Source organism: Sessilibacter corallicola, assembly GCF_021290925.1.
GTDB classification, from domain to species: domain Bacteria; phylum Pseudomonadota; class Gammaproteobacteria; order Pseudomonadales; family Cellvibrionaceae; genus Sessilibacter; species Sessilibacter corallicola.
Window position 1 is genome coordinate 344,295 of record NZ_JAJSLX010000003.1, and the last position, 18,225, is coordinate 362,519.

An 18,225-nucleotide genomic window follows, 5' to 3' on the forward strand; every position below is an offset into this window, starting at 1 on the left:
ATTTCACAAAGACAAAAGCGACGCGGTAATTATTTTTTACGTGTTAATTCATTCTTTAACTAGAACCTTTAATCAAACAAGTTGAAATTTTTTCATGCAATGACGCCGCGCTCATGATGTCGTAGTGAGAACCGTCAAAATAATCCACTTCCGCGACGTCATCACAATAACGATGCCAAGGCGTCGGCGCTTCACCGTCTTTCAGAGAATCTTGAGCCCACCAAATGTAAGGTACAGCTTTTACTTTCTCAGGATAGTGTTTCTTCATTAGGTTTCGATAATGAACCGAGGTGCGATAGCGTAATTTCAAGAATTCCGTATTGACAGTTTCATCGATGAGTTTTAATTCGCTCATTTTATCAATGGCGTACTGAAGCCCTTGTTCGTGATCCATTTGGTTTAACTCGGCTTCAAAATGGCTACGCAAATCTGGACTTACCGTTTCATAACGTTGACGCCCTTCTTCGCCAAACATTTGCAGCATATTGGCAACAACGTTGAGATCAGCGCTGGTATCCACGTGTTTTAATTCGGGATTATCGAGCACCGCGTTTAAATCGACGTTGTGTACCGAGTCAATCAAGCCAATAAAGCTGACTTGCTCGCCTTGATTTTCCAACACACGAGTCATTGCCATTGCCAGAACACCACCCAACGACCAACCCAATAATTGATACGGCCCTTGCGGTTGTATCTCTTGAATCATCGCGGTGTAAAGCTCTGCCATTTCTTCGATGGAATGCTCTTCGAAATTCGGCTCAATCAAACGCCGCGACTGAATACCATAAACGGGAATGGACGCATCCAAATTGGCGCTAATCAGCTGATACTCAAGCGTGTGGCCACCGCCGTGATGAATACAAAATAACGGTGATTGTACGTTTTCGCCGCTGGCATCGCGTAACATTCGCACTTGCGATTGCGCTTCACCCTGGCTGAGAGCAACCAATTGTCGAATGGTTGGTGTTTGGAATAGCGCCGCCAACGACACATCAGGTCCAAACTCGCGCTGCATTTGATGAACCATTTTAATCGCCAATAGCGAATGGCCACCCAGTTCAAAGAAGTTATCGTCGATACCAATGCGATCGAGCTTGAGTACTTTTTTCCAAATCTCAACCAACTTACGCTCATGCACGTTACGTGGCGCAACGTATTCGGTAGTCGATAATTTTTCCAAATCAGGATCGGGCAACTTGAGTCGATCAATTTTACCGTTTGCATTCAGTGGCAACGATGGCAGTACCACAAACACCGAAGGCACCATGTAATCCGGTAGCGTGTCTTTGATAAAACTGCGCCACTGTTCTTGTTCTTGTTCTTGCTCTTGCGCAATTGCATCGGATGACTCCAGCTCAGCGGTGTGCGCTTCTTTTTCAACGTACGCAACCAGCATGTTGTCACCATGCTGATTGGATTTCACCACCACCGCTGCCAAGCGAATGTCGTTGTGCTCAAGCACGCGGTTTTCAATTTCACCAAGCTCAATGCGGTAACCGCGAACTTTTACTTGGTGATCTTTACGACCACGATATTCAATAATGCCATCGCGGGTGAAGCTCGCTAAATCGCCACTGCGATACAATCGCTCGGCTTGGGTTTTTACCGCCTCGGTTAATGCTAATTGAGAATTTTTTATTTCCGAGGTTTTTATCTCAGAAGCTTTTATATCAGAGTCGGTCTCCGAAAAATCCAAGAATGGATTTTTAATAAATACTTCTTTGGTTCTCTCAGGATCATTCAGATACCCGCGGCCCACACCGGCACCACCAATATAAAGTTCGCCCGTAACACCGGCAGGAACGCATTGTTGGTTGTTATCTAAAATGTAGAGCCAGTTGTTGTCTGTCGCCAAACCGATTGGCATGTGCGAAACATTCGCTTCTTGCTCAGTTTTAACAGGCCAAAATGCCACGTCGTCAGAACACTCCGCTGGGCCGTACGCATTCATTAACGGAATCTGTGGGAATGCCTTCAACCAGTCGCGCGCCAATTCTGGCGGTAAAGCTTCACCCGTTGGCAGTAACCAACGCAGAGAATCCAAGGCAGCTTTAATCTCGTTTTGATCTTCAACAATGTCGAGCATGCTGCGAATCAATGAAGGCACACTTTCTAAAATAGTGACGGAATTTTCGCCAACGGCTTTCATTAATGATTTAGGATCATGAGCGATTTGATCGGGATAAATATCAACCCGCGCACCCAACATTAATGCCGTTAAGAACTGCCAAACCGAGATGTCAAAACACTGTGATGCGGTTTGTGCGATGACTTCATCCGAACCTAGATTCAAACTAGGAAGTTTACCTAACATGTTGTTTAACATACCTAAATGCTCAACCATCGCACCTTTTGGTACGCCGGTTGAACCCGAGGTAAAGATCACATAAGCGAGATCGTTAAACTCACTGATAACCTCTGGATTTTGATCGTTCAAGGTACCAGATGACGGTTGCTCAAGCAGTGTTGGTAAAGTGATGACGGTTTGTTTGTCTGCCAGTAACTCCCAGGTTTGCGTCAATAAGGTTTCAGTTTGCGCGTTACCTAGCACCAAACTTAAATCGGCCAGCTCAATGATTTTCGCCAATCGCTGCGGCGGATGTTTGGGATCCAGTGGCAAGTAAGCCGCGCCCGCTTTTAATACCGCAACAATCATCACCAATAAATCAATGCCGCGCTCATCCAACAAAGCTACCAAGTCATTTCGGCCAACGCCGCGAGCCGTTAACTCATTGGCAATTTGGTTGGCTTTTTGGTTTAGCTCGCCATAGCTCAGCGATTGATCCAAACAACGAACGGCAACTTTTTCTGGCTGATTATTCACTTGTTCAGCGAAACGTTGTGGCCAAAGTTTGCCTTGGTTTTCGTTAATTAACTGAGGCATTGGCGTTGCTCTGCTGAACCCGCTCCACTTGGTGAGTAATTTCTGCTGATCAGAGGCGCCCAACATATGGATGTCAGACAGCTTGCTGTTTGCACCTCGCGATAAATTACACAGCAGTTGTTTAAAGTGCTCGACCATATCCCCAACAGTATCGTGATCGAACAACTGCTTATCGTAGGTTAATTGCAGTCTCAATTTTTCGCTCGGACCAATCACTACGGTAATTGGATAGTTGGTGTGCGTTCGATCGGTACGCTCGTCAATTTCGAACTCAACTGTTCTATCCATCATCGCCTGATCAATAGGCGCGTTCTCGAACACAAACAAACTCTTAAACAAGCTCTCGCCGCGCGGCAGCTCGCTCCAAGATTGAATATCCACCAACGGCGCGAATTCGTATTCACGCATACCCACGTTTCGCTCGAACAATGCCTTCAACCATTCGCTCACAGAGGCTTGATTATTTACTTCAACTCTTAACGGTAAACTATTGATAAATAAACCAATTAAAGAGTCCGCACCTTCAAGTTCTGTGGGTCTGCCAGCAACGGTAACACCAAAGATAATGTCGTTATCGCCACTGTAACGGCTGAGCAATAATGCCCACGCACCTTGGACAATGGTGTTGATGGTAATTTGGCATTGCTGGGCAAGGTTTTGTAATTGCTGGGTTTCTTCAATCGATAAACTCACCGCAACATCGGCAACACCTTCTTGCGACTGCGGACGATCCACAGCCAAAGAATTCGGTGCATTAAATCCTTTCAGATAATCGCGCCAATATTTCTCGGCACCATCGATATCTTGCTTTTGCAACCAGGCAATGTAATCGCGATACGGACGCAAGCGTGGTCGCTCGATGGCTTTGTCTTCTACCAAACTTTGATAGAACATTAAAAAGTCCATCATCAGCAAAGAGAAACACCAAGCGTCCATAAGAATATGGTGGAAGCTGCGAATTAATTGATACTTGCTGTCACCAACGCGAATTAACGTAATCGCCAATTGCGTTGGCGTTGATAAATCAAAACCGGTAGTCAATTCCTCTGACATGTATTTCTGAACTTCAGCAACTTGCTGCTGCTCATCCATATGACGCCAATCGAGCAAGGTAACCGGCGTTTCGACTTTCTTGTGCACCACTTGCAGTAATTGATCTTCGTTTTTCCAATAAAAAGACGTTCTCAATACTTCGTGGCGATCCACCACGCGCGCCCAAGCTTCAACCACGGCGGCTTCATCTAACGGACGGTTAATTTGATACCGCTCCTGCATGAAGTAAATACCAGTGCCGGGTTTCATTAAGGTATGGAACAACAAACCTTCTTGCATTGGCGACAGCGGATACAAGGTTTCAATGTTGTGCCAATCAAACGGCATGTCTTCCAATTGCGGCTGAGTTACTTTTGCCAATGGGAAATCCGAAGGCGTAACACCACCGCTGCTTTCTTGCAGACAATGATGAATCAACTCACTCAACGCTTCGCAATAAGCACCGGCAAGATCTTCGACGGTTTGTTGGTCTTGCAGCGCTTTGCTGTAGTACCAGTTTAAGTGCAACTGACCGCCACTGACTTGAGCGGTTAAATCCAAAATATGACTGCGCTTAGAATCCAGCGCTCGGTCAACGCCACCGGTTTCTGGTGCGTCGCCAAATAAGGTATCAACCGCGTTGTCGTCTTTTTCTTCAATAGCGCCATCGAGCTGGCCGAGGTAATTGAAGTTTAAAATCGGCGCAGCGTGTTGGGCGAACTGTTCGCGAATTGCCGCCTCTGGATGCAGATAACGAATCAATCCGTAACCAATGCCTTTATTGGGGATTGCCCGCAACTGCTCTTTAACGGATTTAATTGAATGGGAAAATTCGCGATTGGCAGATTGCTCGTCACTGGCGAACGGTGTTAGCAACACCGGGAACCGGCTGGTAAACCAACCGATGCTTTGGCTTAAATCTTGTGCTTTAAGATCAACGTCTTTGGCAAACAATTCTTCGCGACCGTGACCTTCCATCTCAATGCAAATTTGATCGGACTGAGTTTTGTCACACAACATGCGCGACAGCGCCGTTAACAACACGTCGTTAATTTGCGTTCGGTAAACGCTTGGGATTTTTTGCAACAGCGCTTGAGTGTCTTCTTTCGACAAACGCTGAGTAACAATCGCTTGCGATGAGACGGTATTAATGGCTGTAACTTTTTCGGCGTCTTGCTCGGATAAGTTAAACCCAGATAAATCCGGCGATTCACTGCCAACCTGTTGCCAGTAATCTACTTCTTGATTGAGGCTGTCAGATTTCACGTAGGTAGCAAGATACTGCGACCAACTTTGGAAACTGCTCGATTTCTCTCCCAGATTCACCGGCTTATTTTGCGCCAATTGTTGATAAGCTTCGAGAAGATCATTCAACAGAATACGCCAAGAAACACCATCAACCACCAAGTGATGGATGGCAATCAGCAAGCGGTTTTCCGGCACAGTGCCATCAATGGTGACATCATTCAGTTCGAAATAACCCACGCGAATGAGCGGACCCTTGGCGAGATCCAAACTGGCTTGAACGTCGGTTGCGGCAGATTCAATCGCATCACTCAAGGCGTGTGTGTTCGATTGTGCATCCAGTTTTAAACGCTCTGCGCCAATGCTCGAACAGAGTTCTTGCACGGGTAGTTTTTCAATCGGTAAGTAACGTTGCTGCCACTGTCCGTTATTTTGTTCAAAGCTCATTCTGAGTGAATCGTGTTGCTTCACCAAAGCGACAACCGCTTGTTGCAAGAGCTTGAAATCCAACGGTTGTTTAACCGTGAAAATCGTCGACTGATTCCAGTGGTGTTTATTTGGGTGATCCGCCTCAAAAAACCACGACTGAATCGGTGTCAGCGGCACATCGCCTGACACCAACGCTTGGCTTTTGGATGTTTTGCTTTCGCTGTATTCGACCACCGCAGCAAGCTTGGCAACGGTTTGTTCATCAAACAATTGCTTTGGCGTGACTTTAAGCCCTGCTTTGCGCGCTTTTGCCACCACCTGCAAACTTAAAATTGAGTCACCGCCCAAGGCAAAGAAATTATCGTGACGATCAATGTCGTCGCGCTTCAAAATACCCGACCAGATTTCAATGAATTGTTGTTCGATATCACTCTGCGCCGTTACCGCCACTTGCGATAAACGGGCGATGGTTTGCTCGTCAAACAATTGCTTTGGCGTTAGCGTAATACCGGCTTTTTTCGCCTTCGCAATCACTTGCAAACTTAAAATGGAATCGCCACCAAGCTCAAAGAAATTGTCGTCAATGCTGATGCTGTCACGACGAAGAATATGACTCCAAATTTCCACCAACTGCTGTTCAAGTTGATCGCGCGGCTCGCGACCTTCAGCGGCATCGCTGTCTGGACCGGCATCGGCCAAGGCAATTAATTCTCGGCGATCGAGTTTACCGTTAATGGTCAGCGGTAAGCTGTCTAACCACAACCATTGTTGCGGCACCATGTACGGCGGTAATGTTTCTTCTAACGCACTTTGAACGCGTTGGTTATCGGCGCCGGTGCCCGCATCTTCTTTTACTGACTCTTCATTTATTAACTTTTCTTTTACTAAAAAGGCCACCAAGCGTTCGCTGACATCGCCACGAATCACTTGCACAACTGCATCACGCACACCGTCTTGTTCGCACAAGCAGGTTCGAATATCGCCAAGTTCTACGCGATAACCGCGCAGTTTCACTTGCTCGTCTAAGCGGCCTAAGAAATCAATGTCGCCATTGCTTAACCAACGCGCTTTATCACCAGTTCGGTACAAGCGTTGTGCCGGTTGGCTGGCGTGCAATTGACGCTCAATAAACCGTTCTTGTGTGAGTTCTGGCTGGCCGAGATAACCGCGGGCAACACTGTCACCACCGACAAACAATTCCCCCGCTACACCGGGTGGACATAAATGGCCACCGGCATCAAGAATGTAGGTTTGGCTGTTTGGTAACGGTTTGCCGACTGGGAAGCTGCCGGTGTATTCAGTTTGGAACGGAATTTCGTGGGTTAACACACCGACAGTGGTTTCGGTGGGCCCGTAGTGATTCACAATACGAAGCTCGGGCGCTAATTGTCGAACCTGCGCAATTAAACTGTTCGGACAAGCTTCACCACCTAAAATCAATAAGGTTTTTGGCAATAAACGCTGGGGCTCGTTAGCGGCCAATAAACCTTGAAGATGGCTTGGTACAATTTTAATGACATCAACCTGATGTTCGTCCATGTAAGACGCTACGGCATCCGGTGAGAAACTGCGCTCGGCATCGATTAAATGCAGGCAACCACCAAACGCCAAAGCACCGTAAATGGAGGTATTACCCAAATCGGCGGCAACAGTAGAAACACTGGCAAAGCTGTAATTTAATTCAGAACCGTGAATTTCAGAACCATGAATTTCAGAACCAAAGAAGCGCGTCATTACACCGCAGGCGTAATTAATTAATTGCTGATGTTCAATCATTACCCCTTTCGGTTTACCGGTAGAACCAGAGGTGTAAATCATGTACGCCAAATTATTGTTGGTAGCAACCGGCGTTGGATTATCCGTTGATTCGTTTGCCCATAAAACGGGTTCTGAGGTTTGATCTAAAATCAACGCATTAACCGACAAACTGTTCGCTGTGGTTTGCCAAGCGGTTTCGCTCAATAATAACTGCGCGCCGCAATCGTCAATAAGATTTTGCAAACGCGCGGCGGGCCATTGGGTATCTAACGGCACATAACAACCACCGGCTTTTAATACCGCCAATAATCCAACCACAAACGAGGCTGAGCGATTCATTAATAAAGCGACAGGAACGTCGGCGACAACGCCTTGGCTTCGTAAATAATGGGCAAGCTGATTGGCTTGATAGTTTAATTCGCGATAGCTCAAACGCGTGTCAGAGCAAACCAGCGCAATGGCATCGGGTGTATTTTCAGCAAAAGATTCGATACGCGCGTGAATCGTCGAAGATTCTTGTGAAATTAACGCGTTCGTTTGAGCCGTTTCTTCACTGTTTGTGCGTTGAACTTGGTAACGCTCTAACTGTTGGTCATCACTTAATAACGCGTAGTCATTGATATTACCGGCAGGATTAGCGGCAATTTGGGTGAATAATTCTTCGTAGTGAGCCAGTAAAGATTCCGCCGTCGACTGAGAAAATAAATCGGTATCGAATTCTAACTGGCAATACAGTGAACTCGCATCGCCGTTATCGGTAACACGTAAAGTTAATTCATAACGAGCAATTTCTTGATCGTCATTAAAAGACGAAACAGTGACACCCGGCAACTCAATAGACGACGCCTGGCCTGCGGTATTTAATACAAACAACACCTGGAACAATGGCGTTGTACTGTTATCACGCTCAACCCCCAATAAATCAATTAATTTATCGAACGGAAAATCTTGATTTACGTACGCCGAAGACGCTGTCTCATTAACTTGCTGTAGGAACGATAAAAAATCAGCGCTTCGATCAATTTGATTTCTCATCACCAACAAGTTAACAAAGAAACCTAACAGCGGTTGCGTTTCTTGTTTGGTACGGTTGGCAATGGAAGTACCAACACAAATATCGTCTTGGCGACTGTAATGGCTGAGCAATACATTAAACGTTGCCATTAACACCATGTACAAAGTAACGTTTTGTTGGCGAGCCAACTGACGCAATTGATCCGATAATTCTACGGGCAATTCAATGCTGCATTTTTTACCCAAGCAACGACGATTTTTAGAACGCGCAAAATCCGTGGGTAAATCGATGCGCTGGGGCGCGCCTTCAAGTTGATTTTGCCAAAATTCCTGTTGCTTCAAAAACTGCTTAGACTGACCCCACTGACGTTGCCACTGCGCAAAGTCAGAATACTGCACGCTGAGTTTAGGCAATGTTTTTGGTAGCGGCTTTTCAGACAAAGCATTGTCTGAATGTGAATTGGTATTGTCGGATTGGCAAAAGTGCGTGTACAAACTGACAAATTCTTGCACCAACAAATCCACCGACAAAGCATCGAAGGCAATATGATGAATGGTGAACAAGCCAACGGTGTTTTCGTTATCGACCTTAATTAATTTAAACCGAAACATTAAGTCTTGGCCTAAATTAAACGGCTTTTGTGCTTCTTCACGAGCCAGTTGGTTTAAAACGTCGGATTGATCACCGCTGTTGTTATCCAAGGTAATAATTTCAAGCGGTACGGCTTTAAAGGCATTAACACGCTGGCGCCCTTCCCCGTCTTCATTACCGGTATAGGTGGTTCGCAACACGCTGTGACGTTCAACAATCGCATTAATGCTTTGCTCAACCGCTTGCGTGTTTAGATTACCGTTAAATTGCAAACCGAACGACAAATTATACAGTGGGTTGCCAGGCTCGGTTTGTTCGATAAACCACAGCCTTTGCTGAGCAAATGACAACGCATAATCATTCGCTGGCGATTCTTGTTCAGGGACTAAAGGCAGCTTCCAAGGGTCAATGCCTTTTTCTTCCAAAGCGTTGCGAAACGTATTCTTTTTCTCTTCTGGCAACGCCGCGAGACGTTCCGCAATTTGTCGTAATTGCGCTTGTTTTGAGGGTTTGTTGTTCATGCTCATCTATTGCTTCAAGTTTTAGCAGGCAGCCAAATTAAATTTGACTGCCGAAAATAATGTAATTAATGAGTGCTATTGCTACTACTGCTCATCTTCCATTGAACTCATTAAATCGTCCATCCAATCGAGGTCGTCATCACTAAATTGCTGTTCATTTTCAGACACCAATTGTGCAAGCTCTTTTACGGTTGGATGTTTAAATAATTCAACTAAGGTAACTTCAATTTCGAATTGTGTTTCGATTTCAGATTTCAATTGAATTGCCATTAATGAATGGCCACCTAATTCAAAGAAATTATCCGTAATTCCCACACGCTCAACGTTTAATGCCGATTGCCAAATCTCACAGAGTTGCTCTTGAATCTCATTTTCGGGGGCAACGTATTCGGTGAGCGCTTGTGACCAATTGGGTTTTGGCAATGCTTTACGATCAACTTTACCGTTGGCATTTAACGGCATGGCCTCCAATACTTCAAAGGCCGCAGGGATCATGTAACGCGGCAATTGTTGTTGAAGCGTCTGTCTGATGTTTTCAACGATTGTTTGTGAGTTGTCCGATTCTTGCGGTTGACTTAACACAAGATACGACACCAAACGTTGTTGGTTGTTGGTATCAACATCGGCAACGACGACAGCATCATCAACGGCGTCATGATTATTCAGTAAGGCTTCGATTTCGCCCAACTCAATACGCAAGCCACGAATTTTTACTTGATAATCAACACGGCCACGATACTCAATCACACCGTCTTCTAAATAACACGCTAAATCACCGGTACGGTACAAACGATTTACATCAGCGCCTGGAATAGTCGGAATAATGTCTTTAAACGGATTATCAATAAACGCTGCGGCTGTTCGTTCCTCATCATTTAAATAACCGCGACCAACACCAATACCGGCAACGTACAGTTCCCCTTCCACACCCAAAGGCACGGGTCGTTGCGCGGCATCCAAAATAAATAACTGGTTGTTATCGGTTGGACGACCAATCGGAACATGATGACAGTGTTCTTCTGGCGCTTGATCAATGGGCCAGAACGCAACATCGTCGGCACACTCCGCTGGCCCGTAGGCATTCATTAACGGAATATTCGGGAACGTCAGCAACCAGTCTTTAGCCAATTGCGGCGGCAAAGCTTCACCCGTTGGCAATAACCAACGCAACGTATCACCAATGGCTTTGGAATCGTCTTCTTTTATTTTTGATGTTTCTAACATCATGCGAATAAACGAAGGCACGCTTTCCAAAATCGTGATGCCGTCTTTTACGATAGAGGCAAACAAGGCGTTCGGATCATGACTGACAGAGTCTGGATAAATCTCAACCCGAGCACCGATCATTAATGCCGTTAAGAATTGCCACACCGAAATGTCAAAACACTGAGACGCGGTTTGAGCAATGGCATCGTCAGAACTCAATGATAGCGCTGGAATTTTAGAGTACATGTTATTGAGCATGCCTCTGTGTTCCACCATGGCCCCTTTTGGCTCGCCGGTAGAACCGGAGGTAAAAATAACGTAAGCCAAATCAGACGGCGTTGATTGCCGAGTTAATTCGGTCGTATTTTTATCACCGCTAAGCGATTCGCTGTAACGCACAACTTTTGTTTTTAAAATCTGAGTGTTTGAAACCTGGGTATTTACAACCTGAGTATTTGCAACCGCATCCATCGAGGCGTCGCCATCTTGAGTGAAATCGGGTAACTCGTCGCCAATTAATACTAATGGCGAACCCGCTTTGACAACCACTTTATTTAAACGCGCAGGTGGATGTTCGGGGTCGAGTGGTAAATACGCGGCGCCCGATTTTAATACAGCCACAATCATGGTAAGCAAATTAATGCCACGTTGATCCAACAACGCAATCACTTGATCACGCGTATCGGGAACCATACTTTTAATAAAATGCGCAATTTGATTACTGCGATCATTCAATTCACGATAGCTTAATGATTCGTCCAAACACGCAACGGCAATTGCATCGGGTGTTTTAACCACTTGTTCGGCGAATAAATCCATCCAACATAAATGATGCGGATAATCCGTTGCTGTATTGTTCCAATCAACCAGTTGTTGTTGAATTTGACGTTCGTTTAATACCGCAACGTTACTGATGGGTGTATCGGCATCGACAGAAATCATCGAACCAATAATGGTTTCTAAACTCTCGGCAATACGTTCTACGTTGGTTTGCGTCACACCGGTAAAGGCAAATTGCAATTCGAGTTTGGGTTGCTTTGATTCACCTTGTGTTGATTTATCATCAAAACCCATAGGCACAACGGTTAACGTTAACGGGTAGTTTGTCGGTTCAAACGATTCATTAACAGCCAGTTCTAACGTTTGCTCAGATGTGTCTTGTTCTTCAACGGCGTAGTTTTCAAATACAAGAAGGTTATTGAATAACGGTTGATCACTGCCGATATCACTGAGTCGTTGCACTTGCGTTAACGGCGTATATTCGAACTCACGAACCTGCGCTTGGTTACTTTGAATATCGCGCAAAAATTCTTTAACGCTGAGTGCTTCATTAACATTCACTCGCACAGGCAAGGTATTAATGAAAACGCCAAGCATGGTTTCGATATCAGCAATAGGCGCTGAACGTCCGGCAGAGGTAACACCAAAAATAACGTCATTATTAAAACTGCGCGCGGATAAAATTGACCAAGCCGCGACCACCAAACTGTTCAGCGTGACTTGATAATTTTTCGTTGCCGATTGCAGCTTGGAACACAATTTCGGCGGTAATTCGAACGTCCAATAACGTTGTTCGGAATCAGTCTCATCCAGTTTTTGAGTAACACCCGGCACTGGGGTTGGTTGTTCTAACCCTTTTAAGTAGTCACCCCAAAAAGCATCGGATTTTTCAAGAGACTGACTGCGTAACCAGTGAATATAATCTTTAAACGGTTTTGGCGTTTGTGCAAGCAACTGCTTAGCGTGCTGCGCCGCAGGTGTTTGATTGCCAGAAACGTCGTTTTCAAAGTGATAATACAACGCCATCACTTCTTGAACTAAACGCGCCGAGCTCCAACCGTCTAATAATAAATGGTGGCGACTCCACAACACTTGCCAATGATCATCACTGATTCGCAACAGTGCAAGACGCATAAGAGGCGCTTGACTAAACTCGAATCCGCGCTGTTTATCTTGTTCGATATACGCATTACGCAACTGATCTTGCTCGGACTCGCTTTTTCCACGCCAATCGTGAGCATCAATGGGCAGTTCGCAGGTGTTAAACACAACCTGTAACGGTTCCGATAAATGATTTGAAAAGAAACCGCTGCGCAAAATATTGTGACGCTTAATCACCTCTTGCCAGGCTTTTTCCAAACAGGTGAGTTCTAACGGTCCTTTCAAATCCAGCAGTAACTGGTTGAAATAAGCTGCACCGGTAACTTGAGTTTCTGATTCGTCGTTATCCGTGGTTAATTCCGCATCCAATAAACTGTGGAACAACATACCTTGTTGTACGGGCGTTAATGGATAAATATCGGCAACATTGTCGTAACCAATATTTGCAACTAAGGTATCCAATTGCGTTTGAGAAACATGAGTTAACTCAAAATCGGACGGAGTATACGCTTTATTTTCCGGTTGCAAGCAGTGTTCAACAACAGCGTTTAATGCCTCGGCAAAATCGTCAGCCAAATGATTGACTTCAAATTGAGGCACCAGGGTTTGTGCAATTCGCCAGTGGCTTTGCAATACACCATCAACAACACTGACATTAATATCAATACCGTGATTCACAAAACTGTCTGGGTGGCGCTCCGTCATTGCAGACAGATTTGCCAAAGGCTCAAATAAAGCGTCGGATTCTAAACTTAATTGCCCCAGGTAATTGAATGAAATAACCGGTGTTGGGAATGAACCATTAGGGCCTTCGTTCTCAGACGATTCGTTTTGAGATAAGGATTTGGACAGGTAATTTAAAACACCAAAGCTCATGCCTTGAGCCGGTATTTTTCTCAACTGCTCTTTAACCGTTTTAATCAACTCACCAACAAATTCATTACTGTGTTCGTCGTTGCTCTGCGATTGAGGCCCACTCAATAAAACCGGGAATCGACTGGTAAACCAACCTACCGTTCGAGAGGTATCGAGTTCTTGTTCAAGAATTTCTCGACCGTGCCCTTCCAGTTCCAAGTAAACGCTGTTGGATAAGACAGAGTTACTGTCATCTTGATTAGTGTGGCATTGTTTAGCAATCGTCAACCAAAGCGCGCTTAACAACAAATCGTTAATGCGAGTTTTGTAAGCACTCGGTGCTTTATACAACAGCAGATCCGTTGCTTCTTTGCTCAGCTGACTTCTGAACTCTTGCGTTTCTTTTAATGTTGCCGTCAGGGTTGGTGATTTGACAGGAACCGATAGTTCGATGACAGAATCACGCGTTTGAGTCCAATAGTTGAAAGCATCCTTGTACCATCGACTATGGTCATTGTTCGCAACACTGTGCAATTGTTTTGCCCATTGCTGGAACGAAACTGATTTTTCAGGCAACGAACTTTTTGTTTGAGTTAATTGAGCTTCGTAACTCAGCTGTAGATCTTCTAAAAGAACACGCCATGAAACCCCATCAACCAATAAATGATGCGCAATAATTAATAGACGATCATTAATTTCATCATTACCTGGGAATAAAACTACCGCGAACAGAGTTTTATTTTCTGCTTCATTACCTGAACTAACAGGCTTACCACTGAGCGATAAATTCGCTTGCCATTGATTAGCGATCTCAACAAACTTTTTATCCAGTTTATCTTGTTCTGCTTTTGTTATTGGATGACTAGTTATTGAATGACTTAACGCTGAATCATCCAACCAATTTTCAACGTGCAAATAGTCGTTAGCGGTTCCGGCTTTGTATTCACGAACCGACTGCTGCCAATGATTACCAACAATCTTAAATTCACAACGCAATTGATCGTGTTGTGCAATAAGAGTCTCGATGGATTTTTCCAGCGCATTAACATCGAGTTTTTGCTTAACCGCAAACGCTAACGACTGATTCCAGTGATGTTTATTCGGGTGATCCGCCTCAAAAAACCAGGACTGAATCGGTGTCAGTGGCACATCGCCTGAGACCAACGCTTGGCTTTTGGATGTTTTGCTTTCGCTGTATTCAACCACCGCAGCCAGCTTGGCAACGGTTTGTTCATCAAATAATTGCTTCGGTGTCACTTTAAGCCCTGCTTTGCGCGCTTTCGCCACCACCTGCAAACTTAAAATCGAGTCACCGCCTAAGGCGAAGAAATTATCGTGACGATCAATGTCGTCACGTTTCAAAATCCCTGACCAAATTTCAATGAATTGTTGTTCGATATCACTCTGCGCCGTTACCGCCACTTGCGATAAACGAGCGATGGTTTGTTCATCAAACAATTGCTTTGGCGTTAAGGTAATACCGACTTTTTTCGCTTTCGCAATCACTTGCAAACTTAAAATAGAATCGCCGCCAAGTTCAAAGAAATTGTCGTCAATGCTGACACTGTCACGACGAAGAATTTGACTCCAAATATCCACCAACTGTTGTTCAAGTTGATCGCGCGGCTCGCGACCTTCAACGGCTTCGCTGTCTGGACCAGCATCGGCCAAGGCAATTAATTCTCGGCGATCGAGTTTACCGTTAATGGTCAGCGGTAAGCTGTCTAACCACAACCATTGTTGCGGCACCATGTACGGCGGTAATGTTTCTTCTAACGCACTTTGAACGCGTTGGGTATCGGCGCTGGTAGTTGAGCTATTTTCTAACTCGTCTTTTACTAAAAAGGCCACCAAGCGCTCGCTGACATCGCCACGAATCACTTGCACAACTGCATCACGCACACCGTCTTGTTCGCATAAGCAGGTTCGAATATCTCCAAGTTCCACGCGATAACCGCGCAGTTTCACTTGCTCGTCCAAGCGGCCTAAGAAATCAATGTCGCCGTTGCTTAACCAACGCGCTTTATCGCCGGTTCGGTACAAACGTTGTGTCGGTTGACTGGCGTGCAATTGACGACTAATAAACCGTTCTTGTGTGAGTTCTGGTTGGCCCAAATAACCGCGCGCTACACTGTCGCCACCAACAAACAATTCCCCCGCTACACCGGGTGGGCAAAGATGGCCACCGGCATCAAGAATGTAGGTTTGGCTGTTTGGTAACGGTTTGCCGACTGGGAAGCTGCCAGTGTATTCAGTTTGGAACGGAATTTCGTGGGTTAACACACCCACGGTGGTTTCGGTGGGCCCGTAGTGATTCACAATACGAAGCTCGGGCGCTAATTGTCGAACCTGCGCAATTAAACTGTTCGGACAAGCTTCACCACCTAAAATCAATAACGTTTTTGGCAACAAACGCTGGGGCTCGTTAGCGGCCAACAAACCTTGAAGATGGCTTGGTACAATTTTAATCACATCAACCTGATGTTCGTCCATGTAGGACGCTACGGCATCCGGTGAGAAACTGCGCTCAGCATCGATTAAATGCAGACAACCGCCAAACGCCAAGGCTCCGTAAATGGAGGTATTACCCAAGTCGGCGGCAACAGTAGAAACACTGGCAAAACTGTAATTCAATTCGGAACCGTGAATTTCAGAACCATGAATTTCAGAACCAAAGAAGCGCGTCATTACACCGCAGGCGTAATTAATTAATTGCTGATGTTCAATCATCACCCCTTTCGGTTTACCGGTAGAACCGGAGGTGTAAATCATGTACGCCAAATTATTTTTTGCGGCAACCGGCGTTGGATTATTCGTTGATTCGTTTGCCCATAAAACGGATTCTGAGGTTTGATCTAAAATCAACGCATTAACCGACAAACTGTTCGCTGTGGTTTGCCAAGCGGTTTCGCTCAACAATAACTGCGCACCGCAATCGTCAATAAGATTTTGCAAACGCGCGGCTGGCCATTGGATATCTAACGGTACGTAACAACCACCGGCTTTTAATACCGCCAATAAACCCACCACAAACGAGGCCGAGCGATCCATTAATAAGGCGACAGGAACGTCGGCAGCAACGCCTTGGCTTCGTAAATAATGAGCAAGTTGATTGGCTTGATGGTTTAATTCGCGATAGCTCAAACGCGTATCGGAGCAAACCAGCGCGTCGCTGTCAGCGTGCTTAACAACAGCGGCTTCAAATAATTCGTGAACTGTTTGCGGGTTAGCAAACGTTTTATGTTCAAAAACATTCAACCCAACATGTTCGGTAACGTCTTTTTTATTTAATAAGCTACACTCTGAAAGCGCTTGTTCGGGGGATGCGACTAATTGCGCGAGAATATTTTCGTAATGACCGAGCAATGCCGATACATCGTCTCGGGCGTACAATGTTGGATCGTACTCAAGGTCACAACGAATTGATCGGTTGGGTAATTCGGTAATTCTGAGCGTTAAATCAAAACGGGCGTGATCCAACGGTTTTTGGAAACCACCGACGGTTAAACCCGGTAATGTTAACTGAGCATTCGCATCGCCAACGGTTGCGTTATTCATCACAAATAACACTTGGAACAACGCAGAATGGCTATCATTGCGCTCAATATCTAAAATATCGAGCAGATGATCAAACGGTAAATCTTGATTTAAATAGGCATTACTCGCCGTTTGATTAACCGATGTGAGAAAATCTGAAAATGTTGTCGCTTCGTTAACTTGGTTACGCATAACCAAGGTATTCACGAAATAACCCAGTAATGGCTCGGTTTCAAGACGCGGACGGTTTGCGATGGAAGTACCAACACAAATGTCTTTTTCGCCACTGTAGCGGCTCAGCAAAACATTAAAAGCGGCCAACATAACCATGTACAAAGTCGCGCCCTGGCTCTTCGCAGCTTGGTACAATTGGGGCGATAAATCATCCGACAGTGCATAACTTAATTCACAGCCGCTCGCCTTATCTTCATCATTGGCATCGATCGCAATTTTAGAGCGTTGTATTGATAAGGTTAACGGCTCGGGTGGATTGGCTAATTGTTGTTGCCAATACGTTTTTTGATGGGCGTAAGCCTGGCTTTGTGTCCACTGGCGTTGCCACACCGAAAAATCTTTATACTGAATCGGTAATTCTGGCAAGCTTGGCGTTTGCTCGGTAGCGAACGCTTGATACAGCTGGCTAAATTCAATCATTAAATTTTCAGTAGACCAGGCATCAAACACCATATGATGAATGGTAAAAAAGCCAACGTGTTCTTCATTACTGATTTTTACCAACGTAAAACGGAACAATAAATCGCTGGTTAAATTAAATGGCTTGTCGGCTTCTTGTTTGGCAAGTTCAATAAGTTTGCTTTCTAAATCACCCGAATCAACATCAGTAAAATCAACCGTATCTAACGCCATTGGGTTAAAGGCATTCACACGCTGGTAACCCACACCTTCGTGGTCGACCACATTAGTGCGCAAAATTTCATGGCGTTCAATCAACGCGTTAATACTTGTCTCTAAAGCGAGAGCATTTAAACAGCCGTTAAAGCGTAAACCAAAAAACAAATTGTATTGTGGATTACCCGGATTAACCTGATCGATAAACCACAAGCGTTGTTGCGCAAAGGACAACTGCGACAAAGGCGGTTGTTTACCACTTAAATCTACCGGCACGATAGGCAATTGCCAAATATCAATGCCCTCTTGCTCTAAACGTTGTGTTAATGCTGCACGTTTTTCATTGGAAAGTGCCGACAAACGTTTAGCAATTGCTAATTTTTTTTGCTGATCTAAATCCATAATCGACTTTTAAGCCAGTC

General features: G+C 45.2%; 2 protein-coding genes. Both read right to left on the reverse strand.

Annotation, left to right across the window (positions count from 1 at the left end; all coding sequences use genetic code 11):
* Positions 1–55 precede the first annotated feature (55 nt).
* On the reverse strand, positions 56–9,475 hold the full coding sequence (locus tag LU361_RS15825; RefSeq protein WP_233089859.1) for a non-ribosomal peptide synthetase: 9,420 nt from the start codon (positions 9,473–9,475) through the stop codon (positions 56–58).
* An 84-nt stretch (positions 9,476–9,559) separates the two neighbouring features.
* A complete protein-coding gene (locus tag LU361_RS15830; RefSeq protein ID WP_233089860.1) occupies positions 9,560–18,205 on the reverse strand; it encodes a non-ribosomal peptide synthetase in 8,646 nt (2,881 codons plus the stop codon).
* Positions 18,206–18,225 lie beyond the last annotated feature (20 nt).